The organism is Xanthomonas sp. NCPPB 3200 (assembly GCF_056393585.1).
The window spans coordinates 1,494,828-1,511,151 of sequence record NZ_CM150785.1 but is presented as its reverse complement, the minus strand read 5'-3'; the positions used below and the strand labels follow the sequence as shown (position 1 = coordinate 1,511,151).

The following is a 16,324-nucleotide window of genomic DNA, read 5'->3' as shown; positions in this document are numbered from 1 at the left end:
GATCAGACACGCAAGCGGGGGGCGATCGGCGACTGGGGTGATCCGCAGGTTGCAGCGCGGCGAGCCATCGACACACGCTGTCACAGGCAACAAACAACAACGGCGAGCCGAGGCTCGCCGTTGTTTTTACCAGCTTGCAACGTGCCTCAGAAACGCAGACCCACACTGGTGAAGAAGTAACGACCCGCCTGGTCGTAACCGGCGAGCGAGTTGCCGTTGAAGGTCAGGCTGCCGCCCACCAGCGGCGGCTCCTTGTCGGCGATGTTGTTGATGCCCAAGGTCCAGGTGACGTAATCGCCCAACTGCATCGAACCGGACAGGTCGAAGTAGTTGTACGCCGACACCTTGTTGCCCTGGTTCACCAGGCGTACGTCGGTTGTGCCACGGGTGCCGTCGGTGTTCTGGTAATCCAGCTCACCGATATAACGCCAGCGCAACCCGACGGTGTAGCGATCGAAGCTGTAGCGCGTGCTCAGCACATGCCGCCATTCGGCACTGTTGCAGGCCACGTTGACCACGCCCGCGCAGTCGTAGGTCACTTCCTGCACACCCGGAACCGGCTCGTACTCCTGCTTGATGGCGTAGCTGCCCATCATCGAGGCGGTCAGGCGCCCGGGGCCAACGCTCCAGGCATACGATGCGGTCAGATCCACGCCCTGGAAATGCAGCGAACCAAAATTATCCTGGGAATTGAGGATCAGACCGGACACGTCCGGGTCGCTACCGCGGAACAGATCGCCCGTGGTGGCATTGCGGCGCACGCGGCTGCAGATATCCGCATTACCGGTCACGCCGCATGCGGTGAGGATGTTGGACGAGCCGATGCTGCGGATCGCGTCGTCGATCTTGATGTCGTAGTAATCCACGCTCAGATCGAGCCCCTTGATCGGGCTGGCAGCAAAACCGACGGTCCAGGTGTTGGCCGTTTCCGGCCTCAGCGCTGTATTGCCACCGCCGATTTCGTTGTACTGGCCGGCCGGGTTGGCCGCAACGCGGCCGTATTGCGCTGCCGTCACGCCGGTGTTGGCGCACTGGGCCTGGGTGAAGACCGGATTGGCACCGGCGCACGGGTCACTACCGCTCCATAGCCCGATCGTATTTTCGTTATACAGCTCGGTCACGTTCGGAGCGCGGATCGCACGGTTCCAGCCGGCGCGCAGGTGGTACTTGCCATCGACGAATGTTGCACCCAGACCGGCCTTGTAGGTACTCACGCCACCGGAGGTGTCGTAGTCCGAATAGCGATAGCCAAGCTGCATGTCGAGGTGATCCAGGCTACCGGCCTGCGCCACCAGCGGCACCGCGCCTTCGAGGAACAGTTCCTTGACGCCGATGTCGCCGGACACATTGGAGGTCGGGCCACCCAGGCCGGTGAAGTTGCCGGTCTGCATGTTGCTGTCGGCCACCCGCTTGAAGGTTTCGGTACGGGTCTCGACACCACCGACCAGACTGATCGGGTTATCGCCGGCCCACGGCAGGCTGTAGCCGAAATTGCCGGTCACATAGGCGTTGAACACGCGCATCGAGGTTTCGTAGTTGACGATACCCACGCCCTGCAATGCCTCTGCCTCTGCTGCGGTGACACTGTCGGTCCACACGCTGTAGGGCACGCAACCATCGAACGAACCAGGCTGGCAGCCCAGCAGTGCATCGCGGACGCGCGTGGTCACGAAGTCGTTCCTGTTTTCCGACTTGGTGGTGCTGCGGTTGTAGGTGAACGAGGCGTCGTACGACCAGTTGTCGTTGATGTCGCCCTGGGCGCCGGTGGTGATGCTGAAACTGTTGGTATCCGAGTCGGTGATGCGCGGGCCGCCTTCGACGTTGCGCTTGGCCACGTAGACGGTGAACTCGTCGTCGGTGATGCCCACATCGTTGCACAGGCTGCCGATCACCGAGGTGGCGCAGTTGACGTTGAGGTCGGTGAAAAACGCACCCGACGGCGCGATCTGGGTCGAACTCTTGCGGTTGACGAACAAGGTTTCGAGATAGGGCTTGAAGTGCTCGTTGACCTCGTACTTGATGTTGGTGCCGGCCGTGTAGCGCGTGTCCGGACGCTGGTAGTAATTCAACGGCGCGAAGTTGTAGAGGTTCGGGGATGCGACCTGCGACCAGGTGCCGCCGGCTGAAGGCTGCACGTAGAACGCGCCAGCCGACGGAGCGACGACATAGAAGTTGGCCGGATCTGCGGTGGCAGAGCCGCCGCAGGCGGTGCCGCGGTTGCTCAATGCGCATGCGGAGTAATCGCGCTGGCCCTGCAGCAGTGGATCGTTTTCGCGCCAGGTGGCCCATGCGGTGGCATGCCCCGCCTCGCCGAAGCTGCCGCCGATGGCCAGGTCTACATTGCGGGAGATGCCGTCGAAACCGGAGTTTCCAGTCGGATAATCGTAACCGGCGTCGTCCATCAGACCGCGCATCAAGGTGTTGCCGTTGTCGTGCTGGTAGGCGTTGTAGCCCATGTCGACACTGACACCTTCGAACTCGTCGTCGAGCACGAAATTGACCACGCCGGCGACGGCATCGGAGCCGTACACCGCCGAGGCGCCGCCGGTCAGGATGTCCACGCGGCGCACCAGCGCTGCCGGAATGATGCTGATGTCCGGACTCTCGCCGATGCCTTTGGGAATGCGCCTGCCGTTGACCAGGGTCAAGGTGCGCTGCGCGCCCAATCCACGCAGATCGACGGTCGCATACCCCTGCGAGCCATTGTTGGCGAAGTTGTCGAAGCTCGCCGAGAGCTGCGGGTACTGGTTGATCAGATCTTCGACCTTGGTCGAGCCGGTGTACTGGAATTCCTCCTTGTTGATCTCTGCCACCGGACTGGAGGCAGTCATCGTCTGGCTCTTGATGCGCGTACCGGTGACACTGATCGCGTCCAGGCTCTTGAGTTCCGTCGAGGGCTGCTCCTGCGCCATCACGGTTCCCGACAGGGCAAATGCGGCAGCGCCAACCGTGAGCGATACCCGGATGGCGTCGCGCAGCTTGGTGGTCTTCAATCTCATCTCTCTCTCCGAGAAGTTCGAACGGGTGAGCGCGACGCACTGCATCGGCATCTGAGGCAATGCCGGCACGTGCTGCGACGTTGTTGGCAAGCGCATCAAACTGCGCTTCCACACTGGCGAACGGCCGGACGAAAGAGCGCCCGAAAAAACGTTGCCAACCCGATGTTAAGACCACGTTGAGGAGAATTAAAGCGCCATTCAGAAATGCTCCGAATCGGTGCGACGAATCCCCAAAACAGTGCGGAAGTCAGGCAAAAGTGGCCCTTTGCCGCCGGTGTCTGATGTAGGGCTCGATGCCGCCACGTGTGCTCGCTCGTGGCTCGCGAGCCGGCGGCGCGCTCACTCGAAGGATTGGACCGGTTGATCGGCCAGCGCCAATCGCTACACCACTTCGGTGCCGGGCACGATCACGCCAGCTGCCTGAAGTCGCCTCAACAACGGAAGCAGTCCGTCCAGATGCCGGCGAGAGCTATGCACCGAGCGTTGGTGGACATCGCCGCGCACCTGCGCCGCGCTCGCGGTCACGAACGGCACATGCTCCAGTTCGGCGATGGTGTCGCTGCGCGCCAGCCCGCACCAGCTCAGCACCCGCGTGATCTGCTGGTCGGTGTCGCGCACCAACTCTTCGTAGTGCACGTTGAGAATGGCGCCGGGCAGCACCGCATGCCAGTGCCGCATGGTCTGCTGGTAGGCCAGGTAGTAATCCGCGAGCTCATCGAGCGCGTATGAGAACGGATAGGCGTTGTAGAACAAGGTCTTGTACATCGCATAACAGGTGTCCAGCGGATCGCGCACCAGATGGATGATGCGTGCGCGTGGCAGCGCGGCGGCAATCATGCCGCAATACAGGTAATTGACCGGCATCTTGTCGATGAACACCGGATGGTCGTGCACCAGCTCACGGGCACCGCGCAGATACTCCTGCCCAAGCGCCGCGAAATCGATCTGCAGCGATGCCTGGGCCGCGGTCAGTTCGGGATTGGTCGACAGTACGCCCGAGGTCGCACTGCCGAGCAGCGCACCGAAATCCATCAGCTCCCCGGCCGAGCGTGCACCGCCGCGCTGGATCAGCAGGCGCTCCAGCAAAGTGGTGCCGGAGCGTGGCAAACCGACGATGAAGATCGCCCCCTCGCCCGCATGACCGGGCTGCAGTGCGCGCAAGGCAGCCGGGTCGTACGCCTCGCGCACCTGGGCGATATGCGCACACTCGGCAGCAACGTCGTATTGCAAAGTCTTGCGCTTGCAGGCCGCTGCTGCGGTCAATGTCTCGAACGACTCCGCATGCTGGCCCAGGTCCTCCAGCTCCTTGCTCAAAGCGTACAGACCGGCCGCTCGTGCGGATGGTTCCGACAGCGTGGTCAAGCGGTGACGCAGATCGTCCAGATGGTTGTGCTGCCCGGTCTGACGCCGGAGCGTGGCGCGCAGGTACAAGGCATCGCCCGTGCCGGGCGCCAGTTGCAATAGCCGCTCCAGGGTGCGCTCAGCCGCATCGAATTCACCGCCAAAGAACTGCATGGTGGCGAGGTCGTACAGCAAGCCGGGCTGTTCTCCCAGCAATGTCATCGCATGCCGGTACGCATCACGGGCGGCCGCCACCTCGTGGCAGCCGCTGTACAGCGCCCCGATCCGCCACCATGCAGCGCCGTCGGCGGCCGCCAACGCCTGCGCCTGGCCGGCGACAAGCCGGGCCTCGCGTCGGCGACGCAGCTGCAGCAGCAAGCTGCCGTACTTGATCAACAGCGGGAGCGGTGACGTTGCAACCGCGGCTGCCTGTGCGATGCGGTCGGCTGCGGCCTGCGGATCGCCGTTGGCCAACCGGGCTTCGCTGGCAAGCTCCAGCAGATGCGCATTGCCAGGCTGCTCTGCGCAGGCGCGGTCGGCGAAAACAGCTGCCTCGGCATAACGTCCCTGACGCAGCAGTTGATACCCGTTGTGCAACAGTGCGCGCAGCTGTCTCTCAGTCATTCGTTCTCTTCTGTTTGTTGCGATGCCGTCGTTGGTCTGGCTAGTCGATACGGCGGGCGCGTAGCGCCACACCGGCAGCGGTGACCAGCATGTAGCTTCCCATTGCGGCCTTGCGGATCACCACGACCTCGCCCTCGACCAGCGGCCCGCGGCTGGTCGCTTCTGTCAGCGCCCAGCGCTGGCGACTGTCCAGCGACACGATACGCGTGCCGTCTGGCTGATACGCCACTGCAAGCACCTTCGCGGTGAGTTGCGCAGGCGCTGACTGCTGCGCGCCTGTCGCTGCCGAGGCCTGTTGGCTGCTGCGGCCGAATGTCCTGACTGCCCTGTCCGCCTCCGCCGCCCGCACCGCCTGCGTTGGCGGGAAGCTGGCGTCATAGCAAGCCAGCCGCGGCAAGGGATCGAGTACTGCGGCGCAGCGATGCGTCGGCACGTCCTGCGCCGATGCCGCCCAGGCCCAACTCAACACCGTCAGCCCCCACACCACTCGCTTGTGCATGCGCGCATCTTCACTCGTCGATTGCAGCAGAGCATACAAGGCAAGCGGCGAACGCAGGAAAGACCGCTCATCACCGTCCGGCCGCAGGGCGATTGAACGCACCGCTGGCGCCGCCTAAGCTGCAGCTCTCCCACCCGCTGCAAGAATGCCTGGAAAACGCCTTGGACCCGTCCTTGCAGCACGCCGCACGCTTACTGCAACAAGGCCATCTGGCGCAGGCGATCGCCGCTTATCGCCGCATCCTGCAAGCGCAGCCCCGCTGCGCCGATGCCTGGTACAACCTGGGATATCTGCTGCGCCAGACCGGCGAGGCATCCGCCGCACTGGACGCTTATGCGCAGGCATTGCAATGCGGTGCCGCACTGCCGGAACAGATCCACCTCAATCGCGCCGCGTTGCTGAGCGACCATCTACATCAGGAGGCGGCAGCGCTGAAGGAACTCGATCTGGCACTGCAGTGCCGGCCGAACTACGCCCCGGCCTTGCTCAATCTGGGCAACCTGCAGGAAGAGCTGGGCGCACGCGACCAGGCGGTCGCCGCCTATCGCCGGCTGCTCGCCAATCCTCCTGTCGATGCCCAGACACGGGCGCTGCAGCTGCAAGCCACCGCACGCTTGCTGCACCTGGATCCTCCCACGCATGCGCAGGACACACGCCTGCTCGCACTTGCGCAGGCAGGCTCGGTCGCGGGGCAGGATCCTGCGTCCACGGCCACGCTGCTGCATGCAGTGGCCCATGCCTACGACCGCCTCGGCCTGCACAGCCAGGCATTCGCTGCGGCCAGTGCCGCCAACCGGCATGGCCATGCACATGCGCGGCGCTACGACCCGATCCGCACACAACAGCAGTTCGACAGCATTGCTGCCGTATTTGCCGATGCAAGCGACGCGCGCCAGCCACCGCCCATGGATGCTGTCGGCGACGCGGTGCCGGCACTGTTTATCTGCGGCATGTTCCGCTCCGGCTCCACCTTGATCGAACAGGCCTTGTCGCGCCACTCGTGCATTGCCGCCGGGGGCGAACTGGATGCGCTGCCGCGCCTGGTCGCACAGTCGCTGTCGCCGTTCCCGCAAGCCGCGCAGCATCTGTCCTCGCACACGTTGACGCAGCTGGCCGCGGCCTATCGTCAACGCGTGGCTGCGGCCGTCCCCCATCACGCGCAACTGCGCTACATCACCGACAAGCGCCCCGACAACTTTCTGCTGATCGGGCTGATCAAGCAGCTGTTTCCGGCAGCCAGGATCGTGCACACACGTCGTCACCCGCTGGACAATGGGCTGTCGATCTTCATGCAGCAGCTCAATCCACAACGCTTTGACTATGCGGGCCGGCTGGAGGACATCGGGCATTTCTATGCCGCCTACCAGCGACTGATGGCACATTGGCTGTCGCTGTATCCGGACAGCATCCACACGTTCGACTACGACGCCTTTGTCGCCGCGCCGGAAACCAGCCTGCGCGCACTGCTGGACTTTTTGCAGTTGCCCTGGGAACCGGATTGCCTGGATTTCCACAAGGCGCCTGGAGCCGTCAGGACAGCCAGCTACTGGCAGGTGCGCCAGCCCCTGCATGGCGATGCGTCCGGACGCTGGAAACCCTACGCGACCCAGCTCGCTCCGCTGCGTGACACACTTGCCCGGTTTGGCATCATGCCTGCGGACTGAACCGGCCGACTACCGGCACCACCTCACCCCGCACGGTGGTGCGCGATCGCCGTCTCCATGGCATTGACCATCTGCCGCTCCTCCTGGCTCAGCAGCGGGTTCCAGACATCGAAGATCAGCACCGCACGCAGCTGCGCGCTCGCGTTGCGCGCCTCATGCTCGATCGAGTCGTCGAACACCAGCACCTTGCCGACCTCCCACTGCCGCCAGTCGTAACCAACCCGGAAGCTGCAGCCCTCGGGCACGATCAACGGAAGATGCGCCACCAGACGTGCGTTGGTCTCGCCGTGGTGCGGCGGAATGACCGTCTGCGGCGCAAGCACCGAAAACATCGCGTTGGGGCACACGCCGTCGATCTGCGCCGCATCGACCAATGCCAACGCAGCGGCGGTTGCCGGGCACTGCCGCAGATGTTCATCCACCGGCTGTCCATGTGCCCACAGCGGATAGGAACTCCATGCTGGCGAATGGTTGAGCTCCTTCCACTGATTGACCGGCTGATCCGGCGCGTAGGCGATGTACGGCGCAAAGCCGCCCTTGTCCTCGTGCATGACGGCGCGTAGTTCCTGCGCGATCGCCGCGGTCTGACGCTGTACTGCAGCGATCCAGGGGAACGCGTCCGGCGGGTGAAACGGCAGGGCCGGCAATCGCGGGATGTACAAGCGGTTGGACTGGGAATGGAACGGGCGACTGCGCCCGCATGCGATCGCGGCCGCTTCCTCCCAGCGTCCTGCGAGTGCGGCGTCCACCGCGATGCCAGGAGCGTCCAGGACGGCGCGCAATTGCGCTTCCAGCTCAAGCGTGTCCTGCTCCACCGCCTGCGTGGCCAGGGCCAGCTTGCGACGCAACACCGCAGGCCATTGCGGCTCCGGCGGCGCGACCTTCAGCGCATCGCGATAGACACTAGCGGCGGCGCGCGGACGGCCGCGTGCCTGCAGGAATGCGGCCTTTGCCAGCAGCCCGGGCAGGAAGTACGCATCCAGCGCCAGCGCCGCGCTGATGGCCTGCCATTCGCCATCCACATCGCCTTGCGCCTGCTTCACCACCGCAATGGTCAGCACGATCATCGGATCGCCCGGGCTGCTTGCGCGTGCGCCTGCCAGGTATTCCAGCGCCGCCGTTGCATCGCCGCGCTGGTAGGCGTGCACGCCCAGGCTGTACAAAGCCTGCGGGTGCGTCGGCGCCAACTGGCGCACCTGTGTCCACAATTGCTCGGCCTGTTGCCATTGCCCGGCCGATGCTGCCGCGCCCGCCTCGGCGATCAGCGCGGCGATGCGTTCGTTGCGTTGTTCGATCTGTACCGCCATCGCGCCGCCGGCCTCGCAGTCTTCCCCGGCTCGATCATACGACCTGGGCGGCAGCTCGGCAGCAGGACGGCTCTTCGCTCGATCGGACAGGCTGGCCTGGCTGGGTCCTGCTCCAGGCAACGCCATTCGACCGCCGATCAGACGGCGTGGTCCGCGTCAGTGCGCGTGGCCGCCGTGCGAGTGCGCGTGACCACGGTGATCGTCATGCGCGGCGCCTTGCGCGGCCGGCACCGCACCACACGGCTCGGTGCCGCAGTCGCCGCTCTCCACCTGCAAGGTGACGTGGGTGATCTCGAAACGCGCGTGCAGCAGCTCGGCGAGGGCGTCGCGCAGGCGGTCGCGGTCGGTGGTTTCGCTGACCACCACGTGTGCGGTGAGTGCGGGCGTGCTGGAGGCCAGTGCCCAGACATGCAGGTCGTGCACGTCTTCGACGCCGGGGTAGCTGGTCAGCGCCTGCTGCACCTGCGGCAGATCGATGCCTTTGGGCACGCCTTCCAGCAGCACGTTGATCGCCTCGCGCAGCAGCACCCAGGTGCGCGGCAGCACCCACAGGCCGATCAGCACGGCCAGCACCGGGTCGATCCACTGCCAACCGGTCCAGCGGATCAGCAACGCGCCGATGATCACCGCCACCGAGCCAAGCATGTCGCTCCAGACCTCCAGATAGGCCCCCTTGACGTTGAGGCTCTCGCCGCTGCCGGCGTGCAGCAACTTCATGGCGATCAGATTGATCACCAGGCCGAAGCCGGCGATCAGCAGCATGCCGCTGGAGGAAATATCCTGCGGTGCGCGGAAGCGCTGCGCGGCCTCCCAGAGAATGTAGGCGCCGACTGCGAACAACAGCGCGCCGTTTGCCAGCGCGCCGAGCGCTTCCAGCCGCACATAGCCATAGGTGCGGCGCGCATCGGCAGGACGACGGCTCAGGCGCACGGCAAGCAGGGCGATCATCAGGCCGACGGTGTCGGTGGCCATATGTGCGGCGTCGGACAGTAGCGCCAGGCTGTTGGTGATGAACGCACCGATGACTTCCGCCAGCAAGAACGTGGCGGTGAGCCCCAGCGCCCACCACAACGGTGTCTCGTGGCGGATGTCGCTGGGTGCGTGGTTGTGGTCGTGTCCCATGGATGCGGTGGCCTCGTGCAATGCGCGCACCTTAGGCGCACGCGATGGCGGAGACTATTACACCCGGGCGTGATGACATCACATCACGCGAGCGCGGCGCCGCACCTTGTTGCCCAGGGCGGGTAGCGACTTGGAGCGGCCAACAGAACCTCTCAAACGCCGCAGCGATGGCGACAACGCGTCGGCCACCCGCGCTGTCGTTAGCGGGTGGAGTGATGTCGTATTGGCAGTGACGTTGCTCGATAGAAAGAAGCCGATCAGACCGCACCTCGCCGGACGGCTGCGCTGCATGCACCACCTACCCCTGCTTGCAACCATGCATCCCGACCATCGTGACTGGTCCTTGCCCGCCCACCGTCGCGGGACCTTACGCGGCATGGATGCCGCGTAAGCGCCTACACGGACGTACTTGCGGCGTGTCCCGCGATGGTGGGCGGGCAAGGGCCCTGCAACAAAACCACAGCGTCGAGTGCGCGGGGCCCTCACCGCATCAGACAGTTTGCTGGCTGTGTTATTGAAAAAAACATGCACACCGATCAACTCGACTGGTCCTTGCCCGCCCACCGTCGCGGGACCTTACGCGGCATGGATGCCGCGTAAGAGCCTACAGGGACGTACTTGCGGCGTGTCCCGCGATGGTGGGCGGGCAAGGGCCCTGCAGCAAAACCACAGCGTCGAGTGCGCGGTGCCCTCACCGCACCAGACAGTTTGCTGGCTGTCTTATTGAAAACCATGCACACCGATCAACTCGACTGGCCCTTGCCCTCCCACCGTCGCGGGACCTTACGCGGCATGGATGCCGCGTAAGAGCCTACATGGACGTACTTGCGGCGTGTCCTGCGAGGGTGGGCGGGCAAGGGCCCTGCAGCCAAGCCGCAGATCATTCGCTCTACCGCCGATGCCCCCAGTTCGACAACTCTCCAGACGGATGCGAAGTGCCACTCCGACTACCCCTCCCTGTCAGCCGCTCTCAAACCTTGGCCACCAGCTTGATCACGCTGGAGAAATCCAGCGCACCGTTACCGGCCTGGCTGTTCATCGCGTACAGATTGCGTGCCAGCTCGCCGAGCGGAATCGACACGCCCGCCTGCACTGCGGATTCGGCGACCAGCCCCAGGTCCTTGAGCATCAGATCGTTGCCGAAGCCGCCGCTGTAACCGCGCGATGCCGGCGCGTTGGGCAACACGCCCGGCCACGGATTGCACACTTCGGTGGCCCAGCTGCGCCCGGTGCTGACCGCCATCATCTGCGACAGCACCGCCGGGTCCAGCCCCTGCGCAACGCCGAGCGCCAGCGCCTCGCCGGTGGCGGCCATGATCACGCCCAGCGCCATGTTGTTGCACAGTTTGGCGACCTGGCCGGCGCCGTTGTCGCCGACGTGGAAGATGTTCTTGCCCATTGCCTGCAACACCGGCCGCGCGCGCTCCAATACCTGCGCGGCGCCGCCGACGATAAACGTCAGGCTGCCTGCCGCCGCACCCGCCGTGCCGCCGGAGACCGGCGCATCCAGTACCGCCAGGCCACGCGCCTGCGCCTCGGCGGCGAGCTTGCGTGCGCTGACGGGTGCGATGGTGCTGCAGTCGATCACCAGGGCACCTTCGGGAATCTGCGACAGAATCCCGGCCTCGCCCAGGTACAGCGCTTCCACATGGCGGCTGGCCGGCAGCATCGAGATCACGATCTCGGCGTCGGCCAGGGTGTCGTGTGCGGAGCTGGCGGCATGCGCGCCGGCAGCGACTGCCGCGTCCAGCGCAGCGGGCACCAGATCGAACACCCGCAGCTGGTGCCCGGCCTTGCTCAGGTTGGCGGCCATCGGCCCGCCCATATTGCCCAGGCCGATAAAAGCGATCTTGCTCATGGTGTGGTTTTCCAGGGTTGGGCGGCCATCACCGACTGGCGCGGCCGTTGAATGGTGTGCCCGGCCGCAGCGCAGTGCGGCAAACGGATGCAGTGGCGTCCCTCGGTCCTGCACTGCGGATGCTGCTCAGTGCCCGCATCCGCCGACCGTTTGCACTCCCGTGTCAGCGACTCAACCTGCACCAAGATCGGCAAGCGGATGCCGTGCAGGCGGCCAGGGCGATTGCAGGAATGCCGCCGCCCATTGCGCATCGGCCTGTTCGAGCGCGGCAGGCTGCCACTGCGGCGTGCGGTCCTTGTCGATCAACAGCGCGCGAATGCCTTCGGCGAAATCTCCATGCGCGGCGGCATGCAGCGCCACTACGTACTCGGTGCGAAAGGTGTCGGCCAGCGTGCCGGTGCCCGGGTGACGTTGCAGCTCCCAGGCCAGGCGCGCCGAGCCGGGGGCGCCGGCGGCCAGCGTTGCACGCGCGGCCTGCAGCCAGGCATCTTCGCTTTGCAGTGCCAGGATTGCGGCGACTACCTCCTGCAGCGTCTGGCCTGCCACCAATTGCGCGATCAGCGCCGCATGCACCTGCAGCGGGCCCGGCTCCAGCGGTTGCGCAATCCCGTGCAGGAATGCGCCGAGCTGGGCGCGATCCTCGCTGGCATCGCCTGTCCAGGCATGCGCGTCCAGGGCGTCCAGCACTGCCGCGTATTGCGCATGCTCCAGGCGCACATCCGCAAGCCCGGCATAGATGGCATCGCTGGCATCCAGCGGCGCGCCGGTCAGTGCCAGAAACAATCCGGCGCCGTGCGGCACGCGGCGCAACAACCAGCTGCCACCCACGTCGGGAAACAGGCCGACACTGATCTCCGGCATCGCCAGCCGCGAGCGCTCGGTGACCACGCGATGGCTGGCGCCGGACATCAAACCGATACCGCCGCCCATGACGATGCCGTGGCCCCAGCACAGCAGCGGCTTCGGGTAGGTGTGGATGCGATGGTCGAGCCGATATTCCTCTTCGAAGAACGCAGCGGCGTGCGCATTGCCCTGCGGTTGCGCGCGACGTTGCTGCGCATCCGGCACCGCTTCGCGATGCGCGCGCATGCTCTGGTACAGACCATGCAGATCGCCACCCGCGCACAACGCCTTCTCGCCGGCGCCACGCAGCACCACGCAGGCAATCTGGGTATCGTCGGCCCAGATGCGCAACTGTGCATCCAGCAGGCGCGTCATCTGCAGGGACAGGCCGTTGAGCGTCCTGGGCGCATTCAAGGTGGCGATACCGATGCGATGCCCGTCGGCGCAATCGCGTTGTTCGAACAGCACCGGGGCTTCTTCGGGGAGGCTCACATCCAGCATCAGCCATTGCTCCACTGCGGTGCGCGCTTCTCGAGAAAGGCCGCCACTCCCTCGGCCTGATCCGCCTGCTCGAACAGGTCGACGAAGGCTTCGCGCTCTGCCACCAGCGCGGCGGCATGCGTGCCGTGGCGGGTGGACTGCACCAGGCGCTTGCACGCCGCAACGCTGGCCGGACTCTGCTTGCCGGCGCGCTGTGCCCAGGCAATGGCCAGCGCGCGCGACTCGCCCGTGCCGACCACCTCTTCCACCAGGCCGATGCGGTGCGCGGTGGCGGCATCCAGACGCTCGCCGAGCAGGATCATGCGCTTGGCCCAGCCCTCGCCGACCAGGCGCGGCAGGTTCTGGGTGCCGCCGGCGCACGGCAACAAGCCGACGCTGGCTTCCGGCAAGGCCAGCTGCGCGTGCTGCTCGGCAATGCGCAGGTCGCAGGCCAGCGCGCACTCCAGGCCACCGCCCATCGCATAGCCGTTGATGGCGGCGATCGACACGCCGCGAAACGCGCTCAAGGCCTCGAAGGCTTCGCCGAAGCGACGCGCGGCCTCCCGTGCAGCAGCCTTGTCGCCATCGGCAAACTGCTTGAGATCGGCGCCGGCACTGAAGAACTTCTCGCCGTCGCCAGTGATCACCAGCGCGTAGATGCTGCGGTCCGCATCCAGCGCGCGGACCAGATCGCGCAAGGCTGCAAGGCTGTGCACGGTCCAGGTGTTGGCCGGCGGATTGCACAAGGTGACGATGGCAACATGGCCGTCGCGTTCGACATGTAAACCGGTATGCGTGCGTGTTACCCAATCGCTCATCGCAGTTCCTCCTCGCCGTTGAGCAGGTGGCGCGCAATGATCATGCGCATCACCTCGTTGGTGCCTTCCAGGATGCGGTGCACGCGGCTGTCGCGCAGCAGGCGCTCGATCGGATATTCGCGGATATAGCCGTAGCCGCCGTGGATCTGCAAGGCATCGTCGCAGATCGCAAAGCCGGCGTCGGTGGCGAAGCGCTTGGCCATCGCGCACCACACGGTGGCATCGTGGCTGCCGGCATCGAGCTTGCGCGCAGCGGTGTGCACCATCTGCCGCGCGGCCACCAGTTGCGTGGCCATGTCGGCCAGTTTGAACTGCAGTGCCTGGAAATCGGCCAGCTTCTTGCCGAACTGCCGGCGCTCGCCCATGTAGCGGCGGGCGGCGTCCAGCGCGCCTTGCGCCGCTCCCAACGAACAGGCGGCGATATTGATGCGGCCGCCATCCAGTGCCTTCATCGCCATCTTGAAGCCCTCGCCTTCCTTGCCCAGCAGATTGCCGGCCGGAATGCGCACGTTCTCGAAGCTCACCCCGCGGGTGGGCTGGCTGTTCCAGCCCATCTTCTCTTCCTTGCGGCCGTAGCTGATGCCGGGCGCATCGGCGGGCACCACGAAGGCGCTGATGCCGCGCGCGCCGTCGTCGCCGGTGCGGGCCATCACCACCAGCACATCGGTGGCGCCCGCGCCGGAAATGAAGGCCTTGCTGCCGTTGAGCACGTAGCTGTCGCCGTCGCGCTGTGCACGCGTCTTGAGCGATGCCGCGTCTGAGCCGGCACCCGGCTCGGTGAGGCAGTACGAACCCAGCTTGGCGCCGCTGGTCATCGCCTCGCCCCACTGCGCGCGCACCGCGTCGTTGCCGTAGCTGGCGATCAACCAGGTGGCCATGTTGTGGATGCTGATGAACGCCGAGGTGGATGGATCGACCGTGGCCAGTTCCTCGAACACCACCGCGGCATCGAGCCGGCGCATGCCCAGGCCGCCCACGCCCTCATCGGTGTACAACCCGCAGAACCCCAGCTCGGCCGCCTTGGCGATCGCCTCGCGCGGGAAGTGGCTTTCCGCATCCCAGTGCGCGGCGTGCGGTGCGAGTTCCTTGTCGGCAAAGTCGCGCGCGGCAGCGCGGAAGGCTTCCTGCTCGTCATTCAAATCGGCTGTATTGGCGTGTAGCTGGATGGCTGCATTCATGGCGATCGTGTCACTTGAGGGAGATGGTGGTGTTGACGCCGTGGCCCAGCGTTTCGTCGTCGAACCAGCGCGCGGTCACGGTCTTGGTCTGGGTGTAGAACATCACCACCTGCTTGCCGTACGGGCCCAGGTCGCCGAGCTTGGAGGCACGCGATCCGGTGAACGAAAACAGCGGCACCGGCACCGGGATCGGCACGTTGATGCCGACCTGGCCCACGTCGATGTCTTCCTGAAAACGTCGCGCCGCCGCGCCGGACTGGGTGAACAAGGCGGTGCCATTGCCATTGGGGTTGGCATTGACCAGGGCGATGGCCTCGTCCAGCGTGGCCGCCTCCAGGATCACCAGCACCGGGCCGAAGATTTCCTCGTCGTAGATGCGCATGCCCGGCCGCACGCCGGAGAAGATCGTCGGGCCGACGAAGTTGCCCTGCTCGAAGCCGGGCACGCTGGGAGCGCGCCCATCCAGTTCCAGTGTGGCGCCCTGCTCGACGCCGGAGGCGATCAAGCCTTCCACACGCTTGCGCGCCGCGCAGGAGATCAGCGGCCCGACCTCGGTGCCCGGCGCAGTGCCCGCGCCCAGGGTCAGGCCCCTGGCCTTGGCCACCAGCGCCGGAATCCATTGCCGCGCCTCGCCCACCAGCACCAGCGTGGATGCCGCCATGCAGCGCTGGCCGGCCGCACCGAAGGCGGCGCCGACCATCGCATTGAGCGTCTGCTCCTGATTGGCGTCCGGCAGCACCACGGCATGGTTTTTCGCACCCATCATGCATTGCACGCGCTTGCCTGCCAGCGAGGCGCGTCGATAGACGTGCGTGCCGACCCTGGTCGACCCGACAAACGACAGCGCCTTGATGTCCGGGTGGTCGCACAACGCGTTGACCACGTCTTCGCCGCCGTGCACGACATTGAGCACGCCCTTGGGAATGCCCGCCTCCAGCGCCAGCTCCACCAGCCGCATGGTCACCATCGGGTCCTGCTCGGATGGCTTGAGCACGAAGGTGTTGCCGGTGGCGATGGCCATCGGAAACATCCACAACGGAATCATCGCCGGGAAGTTGAACGGGGTGATGCCCGCGCACACGCCCAGCGGCTGCAGCAGGCTATAGGTATCCACGCCGTTGGCGACGTTGTTGGCCAACTCGCCCAACTGCAGGTTGCCGATTGCCGCGGCGTGTTCCACCACTTCCAGCCCGCGGAACACATCGCCTTCGGCATCGGCCAGGGTCTTGCCCTGCTCGGCGCTGAGCAGCGCGGCCAGCTCGGGCATGTGTTCGCGGATCAGCTGCTGGTACTTGAGGAAGATGCGCGCACGCGTGCCGATCGGGGTCTTGCGCCAGCTCACGAAGGCCTGGCTGGCCGCCGCCACCGCCGCGGCCACTTCGCCGCTGGTGGCGAACGGCACCTGTGCCAGCACCGACTGATCGGCCGGGTTGACCACGTCCTGCCAGTGGGTGCTGGCGGAGGTGACGAACTGGCCGTCGATCAACAGGGAAACGCGCGGGACGGGATCACTCATTGCAGGGTCGCTCGCAGAAGGTCGCTACGGATGCTTCGCATTGTTCGCACCGGGACCTGGCATTCCCAGCCCGAG

General features: G+C 65.7%; 11 protein-coding genes. 1 reads left to right on the top strand and 10 read right to left on the bottom strand.

Annotated features, from left to right (window positions below; all coding sequences use genetic code 11):
• Positions 1–146 precede the first annotated feature (146 nt).
• From AC06DU_RS06465 to AC06DU_RS06455, 3 genes are all read right to left on the bottom strand, one after another.
• Positions 147–2,999, bottom strand: coding sequence for a TonB-dependent receptor (locus AC06DU_RS06465; protein ID WP_478203840.1), 2,853 nt, complete (start codon positions 2,997–2,999; stop codon positions 147–149).
• A 381-nt stretch (positions 3,000–3,380) separates the two neighbouring features.
• On the bottom strand, positions 3,381–4,964 hold the full coding sequence (locus tag AC06DU_RS06460) for a tetratricopeptide repeat-containing sulfotransferase family protein (RefSeq protein ID WP_478203838.1): 1,584 nt from the start codon (positions 4,962–4,964) through the stop codon (positions 3,381–3,383).
• Between the two features lie 40 nt (positions 4,965–5,004).
• Positions 5,005–5,463 carry a hypothetical protein gene (locus tag AC06DU_RS06455; RefSeq protein WP_478204375.1) on the bottom strand — a complete coding sequence of 153 codons (459 nt, stop codon included), beginning with the start codon at positions 5,461–5,463 and terminating at the stop codon, positions 5,005–5,007.
• A 161-nt stretch (positions 5,464–5,624) separates the two neighbouring features.
• Here AC06DU_RS06455 and AC06DU_RS06450 point away from each other — a divergent pair, with 161 nt between their 5' ends.
• Positions 5,625–7,127, top strand: a complete 1,503-nt coding sequence (locus tag AC06DU_RS06450) for a sulfotransferase family protein (protein WP_478203837.1) — start codon at positions 5,625–5,627, stop codon at positions 7,125–7,127.
• A 23-nt stretch (positions 7,128–7,150) separates the two neighbouring features.
• On the opposite strand, the gene AC06DU_RS06445 is transcribed toward AC06DU_RS06450, so the two are convergent.
• The 7 genes from AC06DU_RS06445 to AC06DU_RS06415 all read right to left on the bottom strand — a co-directional run bounded on the left by AC06DU_RS06445 (position 7,151) and on the right by AC06DU_RS06415 (position 16,249).
• Positions 7,151–8,434, bottom strand: a complete 1,284-nt coding sequence (locus AC06DU_RS06445) for an aspartyl/asparaginyl beta-hydroxylase domain-containing protein (protein ID WP_478203835.1) — start codon at positions 8,432–8,434, stop codon at positions 7,151–7,153.
• A gap of 156 nt (positions 8,435–8,590) precedes the next feature.
• The gene (locus AC06DU_RS06440) at positions 8,591–9,556 is read right to left on the bottom strand and encodes a cation diffusion facilitator family transporter (protein ID WP_102252403.1); all 966 of its coding nucleotides are present in this window, start codon (positions 9,554–9,556) and stop codon (positions 8,591–8,593) included.
• Between the two features lie 970 nt (positions 9,557–10,526).
• Complete coding sequence (mmsB, locus tag AC06DU_RS06435; protein ID WP_478204373.1) at positions 10,527–11,429, bottom strand: 3-hydroxyisobutyrate dehydrogenase; 903 nt, start codon at positions 11,427–11,429, stop codon at positions 10,527–10,529.
• Positions 11,430–11,585: 156 nt separating this feature from the next.
• The gene (locus AC06DU_RS06430; protein WP_184516595.1) at positions 11,586–12,758 is read right to left on the bottom strand and encodes an enoyl-CoA hydratase/isomerase family protein; all 1,173 of its coding nucleotides are present in this window, start codon (positions 12,756–12,758) and stop codon (positions 11,586–11,588) included.
• Positions 12,758–13,555: an enoyl-CoA hydratase gene (locus tag AC06DU_RS06425; protein ID WP_184455357.1), complete on the bottom strand. Its 798-nt coding sequence runs from the start codon at positions 13,553–13,555 to the stop codon at positions 12,758–12,760. Before AC06DU_RS06425 ends, AC06DU_RS06430 begins: the two co-directional genes overlap by 1 nt.
• Positions 13,552–14,733: an acyl-CoA dehydrogenase family protein gene (locus tag AC06DU_RS06420; protein WP_024938048.1), complete on the bottom strand. Its 1,182-nt coding sequence runs from the start codon at positions 14,731–14,733 to the stop codon at positions 13,552–13,554. Before AC06DU_RS06420 ends, AC06DU_RS06425 begins: the two co-directional genes overlap by 4 nt.
• A gap of 10 nt (positions 14,734–14,743) precedes the next feature.
• Positions 14,744–16,249: a CoA-acylating methylmalonate-semialdehyde dehydrogenase gene (locus AC06DU_RS06415; protein ID WP_478203833.1), complete on the bottom strand. Its 1,506-nt coding sequence runs from the start codon at positions 16,247–16,249 to the stop codon at positions 14,744–14,746.
• Positions 16,250–16,324 lie beyond the last annotated feature (75 nt).

Coding starts and splice junctions, on each gene's coding strand:
- AC06DU_RS06465 (WP_478203840.1), bottom strand. CDS start 2,999: ATGAGATTGAAGACCACCAAGCTGCGCGACGCCATCCGGGTATCGCTC.
- AC06DU_RS06460 (WP_478203838.1), bottom strand. CDS start 4,964: ATGACTGAGAGACAGCTGCGCGCACTGTTGCACAACGGGTATCAACTG.
- AC06DU_RS06455 (WP_478204375.1), bottom strand. CDS start 5,463: ATGCACAAGCGAGTGGTGTGGGGGCTGACGGTGTTGAGTTGGGCCTGG.
- AC06DU_RS06445 (WP_478203835.1), bottom strand. CDS start 8,434: ATGGCGGTACAGATCGAACAACGCAACGAACGCATCGCCGCGCTGATC.
- AC06DU_RS06440 (WP_102252403.1), bottom strand. CDS start 9,556: ATGGGACACGACCACAACCACGCACCCAGCGACATCCGCCACGAGACA.
- AC06DU_RS06430 (WP_184516595.1), bottom strand. CDS start 12,758: ATGCTGGATGTGAGCCTCCCCGAAGAAGCCCCGGTGCTGTTCGAACAA.
- AC06DU_RS06425 (WP_184455357.1), bottom strand. CDS start 13,555: ATGAGCGATTGGGTAACACGCACGCATACCGGTTTACATGTCGAACGC.
- AC06DU_RS06420 (WP_024938048.1), bottom strand. CDS start 14,733: ATGAATGCAGCCATCCAGCTACACGCCAATACAGCCGATTTGAATGAC.
- AC06DU_RS06415 (WP_478203833.1), bottom strand. CDS start 16,249: ATGAGTGATCCCGTCCCGCGCGTTTCCCTGTTGATCGACGGCCAGTTC.